The organism is Pseudomonas sp. HPB0071, from assembly GCF_000478505.2.
Taxonomy (GTDB): domain Bacteria; phylum Pseudomonadota; class Gammaproteobacteria; order Pseudomonadales; family Pseudomonadaceae; genus Chryseomonas; species Chryseomonas luteola.
Window position 1 is genome coordinate 1,392,314 of record NZ_KI517367.1, and the last position, 17,714, is coordinate 1,410,027.

Genomic DNA, 17,714 nt, shown 5'->3' on the forward strand with positions numbered 1-17,714 from the left:
CAACAGCCGGGCCCTCCCAACGCCCGGCTGTATAGTCTCGTTGAAGCGGTTTTACCGGCCCGGACCGATTGCGGTACAGCTGGTGTCGTTCAGGTGCTTTCTCAACGTGGGCCACTGCGGGCGGCTTTGTCCGTTGATAGGCTCGACGGACAGACTGTAATTCCCCCAACCCGGACCGGCGGCCCAGTAGGTAGCCGGTACGCAATGCTGCTTGAGGTAGGTCAGCATGTTGTCCATGACTACATTCCAGCGGGAATCGTTATCCGGTACGCCAAACTCTCCAATAAAGCCCTTCTTGTTGTTCTGCTTGAGCCACTCCACAAAGGGCTTCACCCGATTGACGCCAGCCTGAGCAGACAAACTGTCAGCGCTCAGCTGGGTGTAGGAACCACCGCCATCGGCGTCGAAATAGACGTGCGCCTCATAGATCAGCTTGTTGACAGGATCCTTCAAGTCCTTGAGAGAGTCGCTCCACACCGGCCACCGTTCGGCGCTGGCCCAGGCATTGCCTTCCACAAAGATCAGGTGAGCCTTGTCAGCCTGCCGGATCCCGTTGATGGCGTACTGCGCCGCTGTAGGCCAGTACGCCACGGCGCCGTTGGGCTCATTCATGATGTCGTAGCCATAAATGGCCGGGTGGCTACCCCACTTCTGAGCGATCCGGTTCCAGACATTCTCGAAGCGATAATACGGTACGCTGCTCGTACCGATGATATGGCCGCGATAGCGCGCATAATTATGCAGATCCAGAATGACCCGGATGTTGTATTTGTGGGCATAGTCCAGTGAGCGGGAAATTAGTGAGGCGTAGGTCTGATCGAGGGAATATCCCAGCCCCGGCTGGAGCCGCTCCCACAGAATGGGAAAGCGGACCAGCCTGATCCCTCTTGCACTCCAGTTCTTGAAGGTCTCTTCCTTGGCAAAGATATAGTTCTTCTCGTTGATTCCGGGCAACACCGTACCTGCAAACTCGGCACCTGCCATGTTAAGTCCGACGAGATTAACTTGCTCAGCCTGTACCGCTGTACTTCCCAAAGCCAGTAACGCAGTTAATGAAAGTGCCTTAGATACGCCTCGCGTTATACCAAAATGTTGGGTTACAGATAAAAAACTCATATTCACCAAATTGCCAGTAACTTTTTTACGCGCGAGCAATGCCCTGACTCAAAAGAGCCATATAAAAAAGTCCCAATTGACCGGCTATATTGTTTTAGCCGACGGTTATTTCATCCTTACGATGAACTTCCCGACCTCAACCCTGAGTGATGGAAGTATTTGCCAGCTAATCATCGAGCTGGCGACAACAATGAACGGCCTAAAAAGCCGCCATTGAGGGCATGCGTATCGGTGAACAGGCATTGCCCGCACAGTCGAAACGCAACTATTTGCCAATACCAGGAATGGCGAATAATGAACGGGGTATGAAAACGCCCGCCGAGAGGTGTCGCATGGCATCGAAAACGCAGGATTGTTCAGTGCCTGCCAAGCCTTTTACAGCACGTTGGCTGACCCGATAAATACCTTGCGCAGGCCAATATCGATACAGGGACCGGTCCTGGGAAAACCCAGCCAGCATGCGGCCTTTAGCCATCATCCGGGTCGTGTTAACCGGGGGACGCAACCATAAGCGTTTGCGCTGTGATCAGGGCGACCGCTCGTCGAGAGAAGGGAAATTTATCTACTGGATCAAGGATTTAGATCTGAACCCAAAAGGGCCCGACAGCAAAAAGCCCGGACCAGTAGGCCGGGCTTTTTCGAACCGCTTTTATTTAAGCGGACCGTATGCGGTGCAGCTGGTAGTGTTAATGTACTTTTTCAGCGTCGGCCACTGCGGGCGCTCCACGCCGTTGACAGGCTCAACAGCCAGGCTATAGCTGCCCCAGCCCGGACCTGCGGCCCAGTAGGTCGCCGGTATGCAGTTCTGCTTCAGGTAGGCCAGCATGTTGTCGACCAGAATATTCCAGCGCGGATTGTTATCCGGTACGCCGAATTCACCGATCATGCCTTGCTTGCCGTTCTTCTTCAGCCACTCCACGAAGGGCCTCACACGTTCGACGCCGTAATTCACGTCCAGCTTGTTTACATCAACGGTTTCGTAAGTGCCGCCAGCGTTTTCATCGAAGTAACTATGGGCTTCGAAAATAATCTTGTTGGACGGGTCTTTCAGACTCAACAGGGAGTCGTTCCACTGGGCCCAGCGTGTCGCTTCGGCCCAGCCGTTACCCTCTACCAGGATAGGCCTTACCTTATCGACTGCCCGGACGCCATTGATCCCGTACTGAGCAGCAGTAGGCCAATATGCCAATGCACCGTTGGGTTCGTTCATGATGTCGTAGGCATACAGTGACGATTGCCCACTCCAACGCTGAGCGATGCGGGTCATCACGTTCTGATAACTGCTGTACGGGACGCCGCTCGTACCAATGATCTGGCCGCGATAACGCGCATAGTTATGCAGATCCAGAATGACCTTCACGTTGTATTTCTGCGCATACGCAAAGGTCTGGTCGATCAAGCCTGCATAGGTTGCGTCCAGATTGCCATTGAGCGTTGGCTGCAAGCGCTCCCACAGGATTGGAAAGCGAATCAGCTTGATGCCCCTTGCGCTCCACTGCTGGAAATAGGACTCGGTTGGAAAGATGTAGTTAGTACCGTTCACGCCAGGCAAAACCTGTCCGGCAAAATCGGCACCGGACATATTGAGACCGACGAGATCAACCGGCTCAGCCTGGACAACCGAGCTGAACAACGCTCCTGCTGCCAGCACAGGCAGCACTTTTTTCAAGACACGAACAGACCTGATTGCATTCAGGACGGACAGAGATTTCATTAAGCTCACCATTACTGCTAGTGATGTTCAAGGCGCAGAAAGCCAGCCCCTGGATCGGGGAAGTCGACAAGATAAATCTGGCGTACGCCGTGAACCGGCCATGGGTGGCCGAGCCGAGTGTCATCCTTACGATGAAACTTTCCGGCACTCAGTCCTGAGCTGTGGAAAGTATTTGCCAGCGCGAACAGCCGCTGACGATAGCAACAGACAATCTAAAAAATTGCCCTGCCAGGCGGGTGTGATACAGCGGTACAACGCTGCTTCGTTACACCCTGGATGCCAATACCTGATGGCGAAATAACCGCTGGGGCCGCGTTGTGAGCAGCTTCAAGTGTTGAGAAAGCTGTCAGTTTTCCAGCGTTGACCCTTACTATTCAATGTCCATGCCAAACACTGCAATTTGGCCTGAGGCACCGCCTTATCAACGGCCGAAAAATACTTGGGCTGAAGAATCGAGCCCTATAAAAAACGGGGACTTAAACGTCCCCGTTCTGTGTTCCCGGATCGGTTACTGGCTAACTACCGTCAGCGCGTTTGGATAACCAACGGCGGAACCGTTGAGAAGCGTCGGGGTGTCCAGGAAAACACTCATGTTGCTACCCACCATCTGTACTGACTTGATCTTGTAGACCTGCCCATTGGCCAACCGTACCGAAGCACCGGTCTTGAAGGCTGACGTGTTGGCTGTCGTTGCCGGAAGCGAAATCGCAGCCGCCTTGCGCATGACACCGTTCAGCCAATCAGTATTGGTGAAATTGTTCATCGTACTGGTCGCAACAACGGCCGGAGCGGTTGGCGCAGGCGTCGGTGCGGGTGCAGTCGGGGCTGGCGTCGGCGCAGGGGTAGTCGCCCCCGTACCTGCCGCGTCCGCCACGGTCAGCTTGTTCGGGTAACCCACAACGGCGCCATCCAATGCCGAGCTGTTTACCCAGACGCTCATGTTGCTACCCACTACCTGAACGGACGAGATTTTGGTTACGAGGCCATTCGCCAGACGTACCGAAGTACCTACCTTGAATGCTGCCGTGTTGCCTGATGTCGCCGCTACGGAGAAGCCTGCTGCCTTTCTGTATACACCGTTGAGCCAGTCTGCATTGGTAAAGTTGTTGATAGCGCTCGAATAGCCTGTGCTGGTTGAAGGCACGGTGGGTGTCGGAGCCGGAGTAGGCGTCGTCGCAACCGGTGCCGTGAACGGGCCAATCGCTGTACAGGTAGTGTTATCGATGTACTTCTTCAGGGTCGGCCACTGAGGACGATCCTGCCCATTGATCGGCTCGACCGACAGGAAGTAGCTGCCCCAGCCTGGACCTGCAGCCCAGTACGTAGCAGGAATACAGTTCTGCTTCAAATAAGCCAGCATGTTGTCCATGAGCAGATTCCAGCGCGGATTGTTATCCGGTACACCGAACTCGCCGATCATGCCCCTCTTGCCATTTTTCTTCAGCCACTCCACAAACGGCTTCACACGCTCGACGCCGTAGTTGGCGTCCAGCTTGTTCACGTCGATGGCGGTGTAGTTACCACCGGCATCCTCGTCAAAATACGAATGCGCCTGGAAGATCAGGTTGTTGGACGGATCCTTCAGGTTCAGCAGGGAATCGTTCCACCATGGCCAACGGGTCGCTTCGGACCAGCCGTTACCTTCGATCATGATCGGCTTGACCTTGTCCACCGAACGAACGCCATTGATGCCGTACTGAGCCATGATGGGCCACTGGGTCATCGAATCATGCGGCTCGTTCATGATGTCATAGGCATACAGGGACGGCTGGCCGCTCCAGCGCTGGGCGATCAGGGTCATGATCTGCTGGTAGTGGTTGTAGCTCACGTTACCCGTACCAATGATGGTGCCGCGATACATGGTGTAGTTATGCAGGTCCAGGATGATCTTCATACCGTATTTGTTGGCATAGCCGAACGTACGGTCGATCAGCGCGGTATAGGTAGGGTCCAGTGCGCCACCCAGGGTCGGCTGCAGGCGCTCCCAGATGATGGGAAAGCGGATCAGCTTGATACCCTTGGCGTTCCACTGCTGGAAATAGGATTCAACCGGGAAGATGTAGTTGGTACCGTCAATACCTGGCAATACCTGGGCAGCAAAGCCTGCACCTGACAGGTTTAAACCTACCAGATCAACCTGTTCTGCATGAACAGCAGGGCTGGCCAAGGCTACGGCAGCAGCCAACGGAAGAACTTTCTTAAAAAAACGGGTGGAACTGATTTTATTTAAAACAAAAGAAGCAGAAGTTTTCATCTATTCACCAAACTGCTAGTGTTTTTTAGCACGAGCGTTTCCATAGCCCATTATTGAAGGGCTGGCGCAACAGTCGCGTTTCACGTTGAGTTGTATTTAGGCCGGACCAATAACTGGCACGGGATTAACTTCATCCTTCCGAATGAACTTCCCTGCACTCAACCCTGAGCTATGGAAAGTATTTGCCGGTCAAAACCAGCAGCAACAATAAACAGCGTATTAAACCGTTATTGTCGGGCATTGCACTCTTATGAACTTTTTGCAAAATGCGAAAAGTTCAGTCGGCAATGAAATGCCAATACCAGGAATGGCGATGAAACATTCTTCTTTAAACTAATTAACTGTGCCTTATTAATAATTATTAAACTTAATAAGGCTTCAAAAGTTGAATGCTCCCGGTGACCCTAACGCGGCGTCACGTCAGTACTTATTCAAGGGGCGTGCCAATTACCAAGAAACAGGCCAGCCAAAGCGATGACGTTCGTCGCCCGTTTAATTGAGCGCCTCAAGGAAGGGGTTTAGCGAGGAGATGGGAGAAAAGAAGATAACCGGTTACTAAGGCCATTGAGCCGCAACCCATGATGGCATTATGGTTATTCCTGACGCCATTACTGCGTCATCATTCTGGCATTCTGCTCCTATGTGTCAGAATGCTGACTCCTTGCCAGCATGAGACGAAAAGCTCTTCCAAGAAGACCTTGAGCGTATAAGCTCTCAAGCATGGGACACGCCAATAAGCGGCGCTATATCGTTTCAGCTGTATCGACAGCTACCGTAGACGGCAGAGACATACTCTGCCGTCATTATGCTGTCACTCGCTTCGATGAATATTGAACCCGTTCCAGGCTTGGCAGGTCGCCATAAGCTCGATCCGATTGATATTGACATGCTTGGGCTGGTTCAAAGCCCAATGGATCGACTCGGCGATATCATCCGGTGTCAGTGGGTCAGTTCCGGCATATACGGCGTCAGCCTTGCTCTTGTCGCCACCAAAGCGCACCACGGAGAACTCAGTCTCGGAAAGCCCCGGCTCGATGTTGGTCACACGGACGCCTGTACCCTGCAGATCGCAGCGCAGGTTCAAGGTAAACTGTTTGACGAACGCCTTGGTAGCGCCATAGACATGGCTACCCGGGTACGGCCAGTTACCGGCAACCGAGCCCAGATTGACGATGCCAGCGCCCGCACCGTAAGCGATCAGTCTGGGTAATAACAAGCGCGTGCAATACAGGACACCCTTGATATTGGTATCGACCATGGTGTCCCAGTCATCCAGATCGCACTGCTGAGCGGGTGTAGTACCTAAGGCCAGCCCCGCATTGTTGACCAGACCACGCAGGGTCGAAAACGCTTCAGGCAACCTGTTGACTGCCGCCTCGACAGCTGCACGATCCCGAACGTCCAGCACAATCGGATGCACCTTGGTGTGCGCGGAAAGCTCTTCTGCTAACGCGCTCAGGCGATCCTCGCGACGGCCAGTAATGATCAGGGACCACCCATCCTTGGCAAAGCGGCGCGCAGTAGCCGCGCCAAAGCCGGATGTTGCGCCGGTAATGAACAAAGTCGAAGTCATCGATGCAGCTCCTTGAGGTCGAAAGGAAATACCCGGAGAGTAACGCACTCTTTGTCGCTTGAGGCGGTACAGTTATAGCGAAACAGCTCTAAAATCAGCTATTGGCATCCTGGTTGTTTTTTGATCAACCTTTCAAGAGCCAGACAGTATAAGGGCTGTGTACAACTATTCAGATGTTATTCACAGGCTTGCTCGCGTTAACCGTGTATAACGTTGAACCCAGCGATTTCTGGATGAAAAACCTGGCGTAGCGACCCTCGGAGCGTGGATAAACGGACGCACTCCAGCGTTGATCATTTTTTGAGCATGCCTCTAGAGAGTCGGTGGTACATGGCGTCTGGCCATGTACCCCAAGGTTATACACAACCTTGCTCGCCGAAAACGTGTATAAAACCAGCATCCTGCATTTAAAATAACCGCTCATTTTTTAACCAATTCTCGCTAAGCCTTGCCACATGCGGCTTGCGTGGAGTCTTCCAAGTGTTATCAACAGGCTTGCTCATATTATTAGTGGGTATGTTGATAACTATCTGAGGTTGGTTACTACTACCCTCTGTACGATTGATCAAAAAGTAACCATTTATCTGTAAGCCTTATATTTTAAGGGCAGCAGACAGGTATCCTAGGGTTATCCACAAGGTGCTCCACGTGTGACGTGGGCAAGTCAGGACCTTGGCCCAATAGAGCAGACTTTAACTGCTAAAACATGGCGCTAAAGGGTGTTGTTTACAGGTCACATGTTATGCAGTACGTACTGCGCAGCCAGCAGGTCTTCTACCGCATAGCCCACGGATTTGAACAAGGTAATTTCCTGGTCATCGCTGCGTACGCCATCCCCTTGCAGAACGTACCTCAATTCTGTGTTGAGATCGCTTTCCTGGATCACGCCATCACCAAGCGCGAACAGTAAATCGCCCGCCTCCTCCAAAGCACCCTCGCGGGTATCCACTACGATACGTGCCCGCGCAACGGCTGCTGAATCGGTCTCACGCATAGAGGGAAGAAAGGCACCGACCAGGTCCAGGTGGCAGCCGGGGTTGAGCCACTCGCCCAACACCAGCGGCTCTCGAGAGGTAGTAACACACGTAACCACATCGGCATGCCCTACGCTCTGCGCCAGGTTATCGCTTGCTGAAACCGGATAGCCCTCCCCCTGCAGGCGCTCAGCAAGGGCTTTGGCCTTGCTGTAATCACGCCCCCAGATTTCGATCCGGCTGTAATCACGCACAGCCGTATGGGCACGCACCATGTGGGCAGCTAGCGTTCCCGTACCTACGATGGTCAGGCTCAACGCATCCCGCCGGGCCAGATAGTCAGCCGCCAACGCTGACGTGCAGGCGGTACGCCGAGCTGTCAGTTCCGAGGCTTCCATCAAGGCCAGGGGCTGGCCTGTCACATCATCAAACAAGGCAAACACTGCCGCAACCGAAGGCAGATCGCGTTGGCTGTTTTCCGGAAACACGGTCACCAGCTTGACGCCAATGCCCTGCCCTTTCTGCCAGACCGGCATGTTCAACAGCGATGCCTGTCCCTCGGGTAGCGCGTAAGCCTGCCGGTTGGGTGCAGTGCCAGGGTGAGCCAAGCCACTGCGAAGCGCATCGATCAGCCCGGCATAATCCAGAACAGCGGCCACCTCAGCATTGGTGAAAAAGCGGATGGATGACATGGGAACTCCCCTGTTGGAAACACATACTCGACGGCACGCGGCAACGGCCTGCGTCAGTACCATGGAGCCTGACGCAGGCTGAACGGCGGCTTAATGGCCGCCCAGGTAGGCTTCGCGTACCTGAGGATCAGCCAGCAGTTCCTGGCCGCTGCCCGTCATGCGGATCTCTCCCGTCACCATGACATAGGCCCGGTTCGATAACCGGAGCGCATGGTTGGCATTCTGCTCGACCAGAAAGATCGTCATGCCGGCCTGCGCAAGCTCACGCAGGATCTGGAAGATCTGCTTCACCACGATAGGCGCAAGCCCCAGGCTCGGCTCATCGAGCAGCAGCAGCTTGGGTCGGCTCATGAGCGCCCGGGCGATAGCCAGCATCTGCTGTTCGCCTCCAGACATGGTCATGGCTCGCTGGTTACGCCGCTCCTTGAGGCGCGGAAACAGCTCGAACATACGTTGCATGTCCTCGTCCACGTGCTTGGTGCCTATGGGAATGGTGCCCATCAGCAGGTTCTCTTCCACACTCATGTCAGGAAAGACGTGCCGCCCTTCCGGTGATTGCGCGATACCGTTGGAAGCAACGAAATGGGCGCTTTTCTGGGTAATTTCCTCGCCTCGGTAGATGATCTGTCCGTTACGCGCCCGCGGCTGTCCAAAGATGGACATGAGTAAGGTGGATTTTCCCGCCCCGTTGGCACCGATCAGGCTGACCGTCTCGCCCTCATTGATGTGCAGCGAAACGCCCTTGAGCGCCTGGATCGGCCCATAAAATACGTCGACGTTTCTGAATTCCAGCAAGGGCGTAGTCATGCCACCTCCTCCTCATCCGCGCCCAGGTAGGCGGCAATGACCTTCGGATTATTCTTGATCTCGTCCGGCAGGCCCTGGGCGATCACGTTACCGTGATCGAGCACGACGATATGGTCGGAGATGCTCATGACCATGCCCATGTCGTGCTCGATCAGCAGTACGGTGATGTTGTGCTCGTCACGCAGGTGCCTGATGATGGCCGACAGCTTCTCGGTCTCGGCAGGGTTAAGACCCGCAGCAGGCTCATCCAGACAGATCAGTTCCGGTCGGGTGCACATGGCGCGGGCGATCTCCAGACGGCGCTGCTGACCGTAGGACATTTCCCCAGCAAGGCGGTTGGCGCACTCGGTCAGCCCCACCACCTCCAGCCAGTAAAAGGCTACATCGAGTGCCTTTTCCTCTGCCCGACGAAAACCTGGCGTATTGAAGACGCCCGCCAGCAGGTTGCGGTTGATCCACATGTGCTGGGCTACCAGCAGATTCTCGACCACGGACATTTCCTTGAACAGGCGAATGTTCTGGAACGTCCGCGCAAGGCCGGCACGGTTCACCAGGTGCGTCCCGCCAAACATCTTGTACCAGAGGCGACTGCCGAACTGGGCAGGGTTGACGAAATCGGTGGGCTGAAACGGCTCCCCCATGATCCTGCCCACGTCCGTTTCGCGCCCGTCAGCATTGCTCAAGACGATGCGACCATCGGTGGCCTTGTAGAATCCGGTCAGGCAGTTGAAGACTGTAGTTTTGCCCGCCCCGTTGGGGCCGATCAGGGCAGTAATGGAATGGCGGCGAATGCTGAAGGCCACATCGGAAAGCGCCTTGATCCCGCCGAAACGCATGCCCAATCCGTCAACGGTAAGAATGTTGTCGCTCATGGCGCTACTCCCTTGCGAATCGCGAATCCACTGCGGCTGATGCGGATCAACCCGCGTGGGCGCCACATCATCATCACGACCATCAACACACCAAACACGAGCATGCGGATGTCGCCGAACTCACGCAGCACCTCGAACAGCAGCGTCATGACAAAGGCCGAAATGACCACCCCGACGGTCGAGCCAAGCCCGCCGAGCACCACAATGGCCAGCACCAGAACGGACTCGAAAAAGTTGAATGACGCCGGATTGATAAACCCTTGGTAGGTGGCAAAGAAAACCCCGGCAATCCCGGCGGTGGACGCACCGATCATGAAGGCGGAAAGCTTGACCAGAACATGGTTAAGGCCCATGGCGCGGCAGGCGATTTCGTCCTCGCGCAGCGCTTCCCAGGCGCGGCCAATGGGCATGCGGGTAAGACGATGCTTGATGTAAAGCACCAGTAGCACGATGAGAAACAGCACGCTGTAGATGAAAATCATCGTGGCGTTGGGGTTGTAGGAGATGCCCAGCAGCTCATGGAGAGGCACGCCACCTTCCTTGGCCCGCCGACCGAACTCAATACCAAAGAATGTCGGCGACGGTGCCGAAATTCCATTAGGGCCGTTGGTGAACTCCAGCCAGTTGTTGAGCACCAGACGGATGATTTCACCAAAGCCCAGGGTCACGATGGCGAGGTAGTCGCCGTGCATCCTGAGCACCGGAAAGCCAAGAATTGCCCCGGCCACCGCAGCCATGACTGCAGCAAGGGGAATCATCGTCCAGAAGCCCAACCCCAGGTATTGGTAACCCAGCGCCAGCCCATAGGCACCGATGGCATAAAAACCGACATAGCCCAGGTCCAGAAGACCGGCGAGCCCGACCACGATGTTCAGCCCCAGGCCAAGCAGCACGTAGATCATGCATAGGATGACCACGGTCAGCCAGTACTTGGTGGCCAGGAAGGGAAAGATCAGCGCGACCAGAATCACGATAGGCAGGATGTACCGCAGATTCGACTTGTGTCCGGGCGGCAGCACATGCACGCCTCCGTCGTTGCGCTTGAACGACTCGATCCAGGTACGTCCCCTGGACGTCTGGCCGAACAGGCTGAGCAGAAAACGCCCCGCCATCACCACCGCCACCATGATGCCGACGCGCTGAGGCTCCAGATTGAATCCATAACCGTCGAGCACAATACCTACGATGGGCCCGAACAGGATGAGCGAGACCAGCCCGACCATGAAGGTATCACGCAGGATGACCTTGAAATCGAAGGAAGAAGTCTGGGTCATAACATCACACCTTTGCCACGTGCGGCTTTCCAAGCAGCCCCTGGGGCCGGAAGATCAGAATCAGCACCAGCAGTGAGAAGCTGAAGACATCCTTGTAGTCGCTGTTCACAAGACCCGCGAATTGCGCCTCCGACACGCCCAGAATGATGCCGCCCAGCATGGCGCCCGGCAGCGAGCCGATGCCGCCTAACACCGCCGCAGTAAACGCCTTGATACCAATGATGAAGCCGGCATAGAAGTCGAACGTGCCGTAGTTCATGGTAATCAGTACACCGGCCAACGCCGCCATCGCAGCACCGATGATGAACACGTACGAGATCACCCGGTCGGTGTTGATGCCCAGAATCTGCGCCATCTTGCGATCCTGCTGGGTCGCGCGACACATGCGGCCCAATGTGGTCTTCTGGATCACATAGGTCAAAAGGCCCATGCCCACAATGGACGCAACGATGATGAAGATCTTGGTATAGGTGATGATGACGAAGCCTTCACCGATATGCAGGCGCAGCGCCCCATCGAGCAGCGTTGGTACCCCTTGTTGGCGGGCGCCCTGTGCCAACTGCACATAGTTCTGCAGGATCAGCGACATCCCGATGGCCGAGATCAGCGGCGCAAGGCGGGTGGAGTTACGCAGCGGTTTGTAGGCGATTCGTTCGATTGCCCAGCCATAAAGGCTGGTCACCACTACACAGAAGATAAGCGTGCCCAGGATCAGCACAGGAAAGGAATGCAGGCCGAAAAAGCTCAACAGGGCAATACCGATGGCTGCCAGATAGGCAGACACCATGTACACATCGCCGTGAGCGAAGTTGATCATGCCAATGATGCCGTACACCATCGTGTAACCGATGGCGATCAGCCCGTATACCGAGCCCAGGGTCAGGCCGTTGATGAGTTGTTGCAGGAAGATACCGTCCACGATGTCATTCTCGCGCAAGCGGTTGAGTAAAGACGCGCCAGGACATCACCTCCGGCTTGGTCAGCCGGAGGTGAAAGACGCATGAACGCAGAAAGGGAATCAGGGCAACTGGTTGTATTTGCCTTTATCGTCCCACTCGTACATTACGTAGTCAGAGACTTTGAGGTCGCCCTTGCCATCCCAGGACTTTTCACCCAGAACGGTAGGAACGGTGTGGCTCTTGAGCCATTCGGAGGCGGCTTCGCCATCCGTGCTGCCGGCGCCCTTGAAGGCAGCCGCCACGGCTTGCAAAGAGGCATAGGAATACAGCGTGTAGCCTTCCGGCTCATAACCCGAGGCGCGCAACTTATCGACTACGCTTTTACCGGCCGGGCTTTTCAGCGGATCGGCACCAAAGGTCATCAACACCCCCTTGGTATATTGCGGGCCACCGGCGGTCGTTACCATGTCAGCCGAGACGATGCCATCACCTGAAACAAACTTGGCGTTTACGCCCTGCTCTCGCATCTGGCGGACCAGCGGGCCAGCTTCGGGGTGCAGACCGCCAAAGTAGACGACCTCGGCCCCAGAGGAGCGAATCTTGGTTACCAGGGAGTTGAAGTCCTTCTCACCGCGTGTCAGGCCTTCATAAAGCACTTCCTTCACGCCGCGCTTGGCCAGCTGAGCTTTCATGGCATCCGCCAGGCCCTGGCCGTAAGCATCCTTGTCATGGATAACAGCTACCTTTTTCGCCTTTAACGTATCCACGATGTAGTTGGCTGCCACGACCCCCTGCTGGTCATCACGGCCACACATACGGAATACGCCTGCCAGACCGCGCTCGGTGATTTGTGGATTGGTTGATCCAGGCGTGATGGAGATTATCCCTGCCTCATCGTAAATTTCTGACGCTGGCAGCGTATTGGAGGAGCAGAAGTGGCCGATCACCGCCTTGACTCCCTCGGAATCGACCAACCGGTTAGCCACCGCTACCGCTTGTTTGGGCTCACAGGCATCGTCGCCCTGTACCAGTTTGATCTTTTCACCATTGATACCACCCGTGGCGTTAATGTCCTCAGCCGCCAGTGTTGCACCTTTCCAGAACTGCTCTCCGTAAGCGGCGTTAGCGCCAGTAAAGGGACCTGCAACACCGATGATGATATCGGCCTGAGCCAAAGCGGAAAACGAAAGAGCTGAGCCAATTGCGAGAGCCAGAATGCCTTTTCTGTAAATCGTCGACATGGGAGGTTTGCTCCAGAGGGTTATGTGGGCCCTCTCCAGACAGCAATCCACATGCCAGCGCTCTGATATCGTTAAAAATCTTCAAAATCATAGGTTTTTGTGAAAAATCAGAGGATTTTGCAAGAAATCGGCGAAATGCTCCGCCAGCCTGCGACTAAAGCAGCGCTTGCCTATGTGTAAGGTCACTCACGAAACATCGTTCAGGACAGCGAAACGGCCTAGATGCACTGTCCTGATCTTGTCATCCTCACCCCTTGCACCAATAAGTAACACTACGAGTTACACCACAATTCGCAAACACTGCCCCGCGTGATAAAGACTAAAACCTGCTTCGTAGAGCGGGCTTCGCCATTGCCCTACCGGGTTGTGATCCCAGGGGACAAAGGGCATCGGTAGCACTTCGCTGTCACCGCTGCACAAGTAATGGGCAAAGGCCTTGCCTACAACGGTACCGGTCGTTACACCGCGCCCGTTATAACCGGTCATGGCGAGCAAACCGGGTGCCGGTTCGAACAGGCGCATCAGATGATCAGGCGTAAACGCGATGCATCCTGTCCAGGTGCATTCCCACTCGACCTTGCCAAGCGCAGGGAAATAATGCTGCTGAATCCGATCAGCCCAGGCCTCGATGAACCAGCCCGGACGGCTCGCCATATTGCCCAGGCTGCCCAGCAGCAAGCGTCCCGCTGCATCGCGCCGGATACTGCTGAGCACCGTGCGGGTATCCCAGGAGCCCTGCGCGCCGGGCAGGATAAAATCGGCTTCAGGCCCCAGCGGCCTGGAGGCGACCTGATAGTAATACCCCGGAAAGAATTGATTGCGCAGGGTAGTCCACTCGCCTTCGGTATAGGCGTTGGAAGCGATAAGCACCTGCTCGGCCAGCACGGCCCCCTGCCTCGTCACGACGCACCACTGTGAGCCCTGACGCTCAAGGCGAGTAACCGGTGACTGCTGATGGAGCTGAACGCCCTGCGCTAATGCCGCGCGGGCCAGCCCAAGGCTGTAGCCCATCGGGTTGATCGTGCCGGCACGGCGATCCAGCAGCGCGCCGGAGACATGGGCGGTGCCACAGGCCTCGATGCAGGCAGTACCGGTCAGCAATTCAACCGGTGCGCCCCGCCGTTGCCACTGCTCGGCGCGGCGTTGCAGGTCAGCAAGGCCCTTGCCGTTATGCGCCATGTGCAGTGTGCCCTGGTGCTGCGCCTGGCAATCGATGCCGTGGCGCTCGATCAGGGAGAAGACCTCATAGGGTGCGTTCCCCATGACCTTGAGCAGCTTTTCCCCTACCGCGGGCCCAAGCGTAGCGACCGCCTCGTCCGGTGGAATCCACATACCGGCATTGACCAGCCCGACGTTACGGCCGGAACCGCCATGCCCCACTTCATAGGCTTCCACCACCACCACACGCCTGCCCTGCTCCGCCAGATGCAGGGCCGCCGAAAGCCCGGTAATGCCTGCACCGATGATGCAGACATCAGCCCTGGATTCGCCTTTCAAGGGTGGTGCATTGAGGGTATTAGGTGACAGGGTTTCCCACAGACATTGCTGGCGGAGCGGCATAGGTATTCCTTCACACAATGACGATATGAACCGTTAACCTTGAGGGTGAGGGTTTCGATGGGTATCGCCAGGGCCCAACCCATCCTACGAGACCGTACCGGCAGTCCCGCATCAACACCCTACAAAACTACCCGGTAGGGTGGATTGAGCGCAGCGATACCCATCACTTAAATCCCACCTCAATCAAACACGATCCCTTGCGCCAATGGCAGCTCGCGCGAGTAGTTAACCGTGTTGGTCTGGCGACGCATGTAGCTCTTCCAGGCATCGGAGCCGGACTCGCGGCCGCCGCCGGTTTCCTTCTCTCCGCCAAAGGCCCCTCCAATCTCGGCGCCGCTCGGGCCGATATTCACGTTGGCGATGCCGCAATCACTGCCCACCGCAGACAGGAAAGACTCGGCCTCGCGAATGTCCGTCGTGAAGATGCAGGACGACAAGCCTTGTGGCACCGCATTGTTCATGGCAATGGCCTCGCTGAATTCACGGTAAGTCATCACGTAGAGAATGGGGGCAAAGGTTTCGGTCTGCACCGACTCGCTCTGCTCGGGCATCTCGACGATAGCCGGAGAGACGTAGTAACCGTTCGGGTACTGGTCCGCCAGCTGACGCTCGCCACCAAAGACCACACCGCCCTCTCCTTTGGCCTGTTCCAGACCGCCTTGCATGGCCTGGAAGCTTTGCGCATCGATCAGCGGGCCGACCAAGTTACCCTCTAGCGGATGGCCAATGCGTACCTTGGCATAAGCAGATTTCAAGCGAGTCACCAGCTCATCTTTGATCGACTCATGGGCAATCAGGCGGCGCAGTGTGGTGCAGCGCTGTCCGGCCGTACCCACGGCGCTGAACAGGATGGCGCGAACCGCCATGTCCAGATCGGCACTGGGCCCAACGATCATGGCATTGTTGCCGCCCAGCTCCAGCAGCGAACGGCCAAAGCGAGCCGCTACACGTGGCCCCACTTCACGGCCCATACGGGTGCTGCCGGTGGCGCTGACCAAGGCCACGCGTGGATCATCCACCAGCGCTTCACCGCTGGCTCGGTCCCCTACGATGACCTGGCTCAGGTAGTCCGGTGCATCGCCAAAGGCTTTGACGGCGCGTTCAAACAGCGCCTGACAGGCCAATGCCGTCAGCGGCGTTTTTTCCGAAGGCTTCCATACCACGGAGTTACCGCAGACGAGGGCCAGGGCGGTGTTCCATGACCAGACCGCCACCGGGAAATTGAACGCACTGATCACGCCCACGACACCCAGCGGGTGCCAGGTTTCACGCATGTGGTGACCGGGACGCTCGGAGGCGATCGTCAGACCATACAGCTGGCGGGACAGGCCGACGGCGAAGTCGCAGATATCGATCATTTCCTGTACTTCACCCAGCCCCTCCTGCGTGATCTTGCCCGCTTCCCAGGACACCAGCTCGCCCAGGTCAGCCTTGTGCTTGCGCAGCTCTTCGCCCAGCAGGCGGACCAGCTCACCACGACGTGGCGCCGGTACGGCGCGCCAGGCCTGGAAAGCCTTGTCGGCCCGGGTGATCTTTTGCTCCACCTCGGCGGCGCTTTCCAGCGTGACAGCGCCAAGCTGGCTGCCGTCGATAGGCGTGAATACGGCATGGTTGCCGTTCTGGTAAAGGCTTGGGTCAACGCCGAGACGGCTGAGCAGTGCATCAATCATGGCTGGCTCCTTAGGTCATTATGGGTTCAGTATTAGCCGGGAAGCGGCTGCTCAACAAACGACCTTTGCTCGGTTTATCATTCCTTTTTTTCATGAACGTTCTGCACGCAGCCTTAAACCTGCGCGCCGACTCAGGTTGGAGCTGTCATGTCCCGTCGCCACATACCCTCGATCACCGCCATGCAATGTTTCGAGGCCGTGGCACGGCACCTGAGCTTTACCCGTGCCGCCGAGGAGCTAAGCCTGACCCAGAGCGCGGTGAGCAAGCAGGTGGCTCAGCTCGAAGAACAGCTGGGCCATCCGCTTTTTCGACGCGTACGCCAGCGGTTGCAGATGACTCCAGCCGGCTCGCTGTACCTGTCTGAAGTCAGCAAGATTCTCACGCAGATCGAGATGTCGACCCATTACATGCGCTCCTATGGAGGTGAAACCGAGGTACTGCGTGTAGCAACCCCTCCGACCTTTGGCGAGCGCTGGCTAATCCCACGCCTCAAGGGCTGGCGGCTACAGCATCCGATGATCCACCTGGACGTGCGTCATGAAGTCAAGAATATGGATGTCAACGAGCCGGCCTGTGACGTGGCACTGTTCGCCGGCCAGGGACGCTGGCCCGGTGCTGAATGTATTCCGTTGATGACTGAGGACATGGTGCCGGTCTGCGCACCCGGTCTCTGGCCCGAAGGGCACTTGAGCAATCCGACGCAGCTGGCCGATTACATTTTGCTCCAGAATGCAGCTCGCCCCGAGGCATGGCACGAATGGTTCCAGAGCCAGGGCCTTCACACTGAACACAGCTACCACGGGCCGCGCTTCGATACCTTTACCATGTGCATCCGCGCGGCGCAGGTGGGCTGCGGTGTCGCCCTGGTGCCACGCTTTCTGATCGACGAGGAGCTGGCCGAGGGTAAGCTGGTCATTGCCTGGCCGCACAGCATGACCAGCCCACATACGTATTATCTCGGCTATCCCGAGCATGCCGCGGAAGTCCCCAAGATCCGAAAGTTCGTCGCCTGGATACGCGAGCGGATCGATACGCCTACCGTTTGAGTAATGCCGTTATTGGCACGG

At 56.5% G+C, this 17,714-nt stretch carries 11 protein-coding genes and 1 pseudogene; 1 reads left to right on the plus strand and 11 read right to left on the minus strand.

The features are described from left to right. Positions 1-51: 51 nt before the first annotated feature. The 11 genes and pseudogenes from HMPREF1487_RS28335 to HMPREF1487_RS06860 form a co-directional block, all read right to left on the minus strand. Positions 52-2,830: pseudogene (locus tag HMPREF1487_RS28335) on the minus strand (glycoside hydrolase family 5 protein). Positions 2,831-3,338: 508 nt separating this feature from the next. Then, positions 3,339-5,084 (minus strand): glycoside hydrolase family 5 protein, encoded by a 1,746-nt coding sequence (locus HMPREF1487_RS06815; protein WP_010795888.1) that lies wholly within the window; start codon positions 5,082-5,084, stop codon positions 3,339-3,341. Between the two features lie 811 nt (positions 5,085-5,895). Beyond that, a complete protein-coding gene (locus HMPREF1487_RS06820; protein WP_010795889.1) occupies positions 5,896-6,657 on the minus strand; it encodes an SDR family oxidoreductase in 762 nt (253 codons plus the stop codon). 733 nt (positions 6,658-7,390) lie between these two features. Further along, a complete protein-coding gene (locus HMPREF1487_RS06825) occupies positions 7,391-8,323 on the minus strand; it encodes a bifunctional Delta(1)-pyrroline-2-carboxylate/Delta(1)-piperideine-2-carboxylate reductase (RefSeq protein WP_010795890.1) in 933 nt (310 codons plus the stop codon). 90 nt (positions 8,324-8,413) lie between these two features. Continuing rightward, entirely contained in the window at positions 8,414-9,130 is a 717-nt protein-coding gene (locus HMPREF1487_RS06830) for an ABC transporter ATP-binding protein (RefSeq protein WP_010795891.1), read from the minus strand. Next, on the minus strand, positions 9,127-10,002 hold the full coding sequence (locus HMPREF1487_RS06835) for an ATP-binding cassette domain-containing protein (protein WP_010795892.1): 876 nt from the start codon (positions 10,000-10,002) through the stop codon (positions 9,127-9,129). The genes HMPREF1487_RS06830 and HMPREF1487_RS06835 overlap by 4 nt, the downstream gene beginning before the upstream one ends. Continuing rightward, on the minus strand, positions 9,999-11,276 hold the full coding sequence (gene livM / locus HMPREF1487_RS06840; RefSeq protein WP_010795893.1) for a high-affinity branched-chain amino acid ABC transporter permease LivM: 1,278 nt from the start codon (positions 11,274-11,276) through the stop codon (positions 9,999-10,001). The genes HMPREF1487_RS06835 and livM overlap by 4 nt, the downstream gene beginning before the upstream one ends. A 4-nt stretch (positions 11,277-11,280) precedes the next feature. Then, positions 11,281-12,195: an ABC transporter permease subunit gene (locus HMPREF1487_RS06845; RefSeq protein ID WP_010795894.1), complete on the minus strand. Its 915-nt coding sequence runs from the start codon at positions 12,193-12,195 to the stop codon at positions 11,281-11,283. Positions 12,196-12,294: 99 nt separating this feature from the next. Further along, the gene (locus HMPREF1487_RS06850) at positions 12,295-13,416 is read right to left on the minus strand and encodes a branched-chain amino acid ABC transporter substrate-binding protein (RefSeq protein WP_010795895.1); all 1,122 of its coding nucleotides are present in this window, start codon (positions 13,414-13,416) and stop codon (positions 12,295-12,297) included. 279 nt (positions 13,417-13,695) lie between these two features. Next, positions 13,696-14,976, minus strand: coding sequence for an L-pipecolate oxidase (locus HMPREF1487_RS06855; protein WP_010795896.1), 1,281 nt, complete (start codon positions 14,974-14,976; stop codon positions 13,696-13,698). Between the two features lie 179 nt (positions 14,977-15,155). Beyond that, positions 15,156-16,646, minus strand: a complete 1,491-nt coding sequence (locus tag HMPREF1487_RS06860) for an L-piperidine-6-carboxylate dehydrogenase (RefSeq protein ID WP_010795897.1) — start codon at positions 16,644-16,646, stop codon at positions 15,156-15,158. 147 nt (positions 16,647-16,793) lie between these two features. Between HMPREF1487_RS06860 and HMPREF1487_RS06865 the strand changes: the two genes are divergently transcribed. Then, positions 16,794-17,693: a LysR substrate-binding domain-containing protein gene (locus HMPREF1487_RS06865; protein ID WP_010795898.1), complete on the plus strand. Its 900-nt coding sequence runs from the start codon at positions 16,794-16,796 to the stop codon at positions 17,691-17,693. Positions 17,694-17,714: the final 21 nt, after the last annotated feature.

Bases quoted from the DNA above. Each gene is read 5' to 3' on its own strand.
- HMPREF1487_RS06830 (WP_010795891.1), bottom strand. From the start codon at position 9,130: ATGACTACGCCCTTGCTGGAATTCAGAAACGTCGACGTATTTTATGGG.
- HMPREF1487_RS06865 (WP_010795898.1), top strand. From the start codon at position 16,794: ATGTCCCGTCGCCACATACCCTCGATCACCGCCATGCAATGTTTCGAG.
- HMPREF1487_RS06815 (WP_010795888.1), bottom strand. From the start codon at position 5,084: ATGAAAACTTCTGCTTCTTTTGTTTTAAATAAAATCAGTTCCACCCGT.
- HMPREF1487_RS06860 (WP_010795897.1), bottom strand. From the start codon at position 16,646: ATGATTGATGCACTGCTCAGCCGTCTCGGCGTTGACCCAAGCCTTTAC.
- livM (WP_010795893.1), bottom strand. From the start codon at position 11,276: ATGACCCAGACTTCTTCCTTCGATTTCAAGGTCATCCTGCGTGATACC.
- HMPREF1487_RS06850 (WP_010795895.1), bottom strand. From the start codon at position 13,416: ATGTCGACGATTTACAGAAAAGGCATTCTGGCTCTCGCAATTGGCTCA.
- HMPREF1487_RS06825 (WP_010795890.1), bottom strand. From the start codon at position 8,323: ATGTCATCCATCCGCTTTTTCACCAATGCTGAGGTGGCCGCTGTTCTG.
- HMPREF1487_RS06855 (WP_010795896.1), bottom strand. From the start codon at position 14,976: ATGCCGCTCCGCCAGCAATGTCTGTGGGAAACCCTGTCACCTAATACC.
- HMPREF1487_RS06835 (WP_010795892.1), bottom strand. From the start codon at position 10,002: ATGAGCGACAACATTCTTACCGTTGACGGATTGGGCATGCGTTTCGGC.
- HMPREF1487_RS06820 (WP_010795889.1), bottom strand. From the start codon at position 6,657: ATGACTTCGACTTTGTTCATTACCGGCGCAACATCCGGCTTTGGCGCG.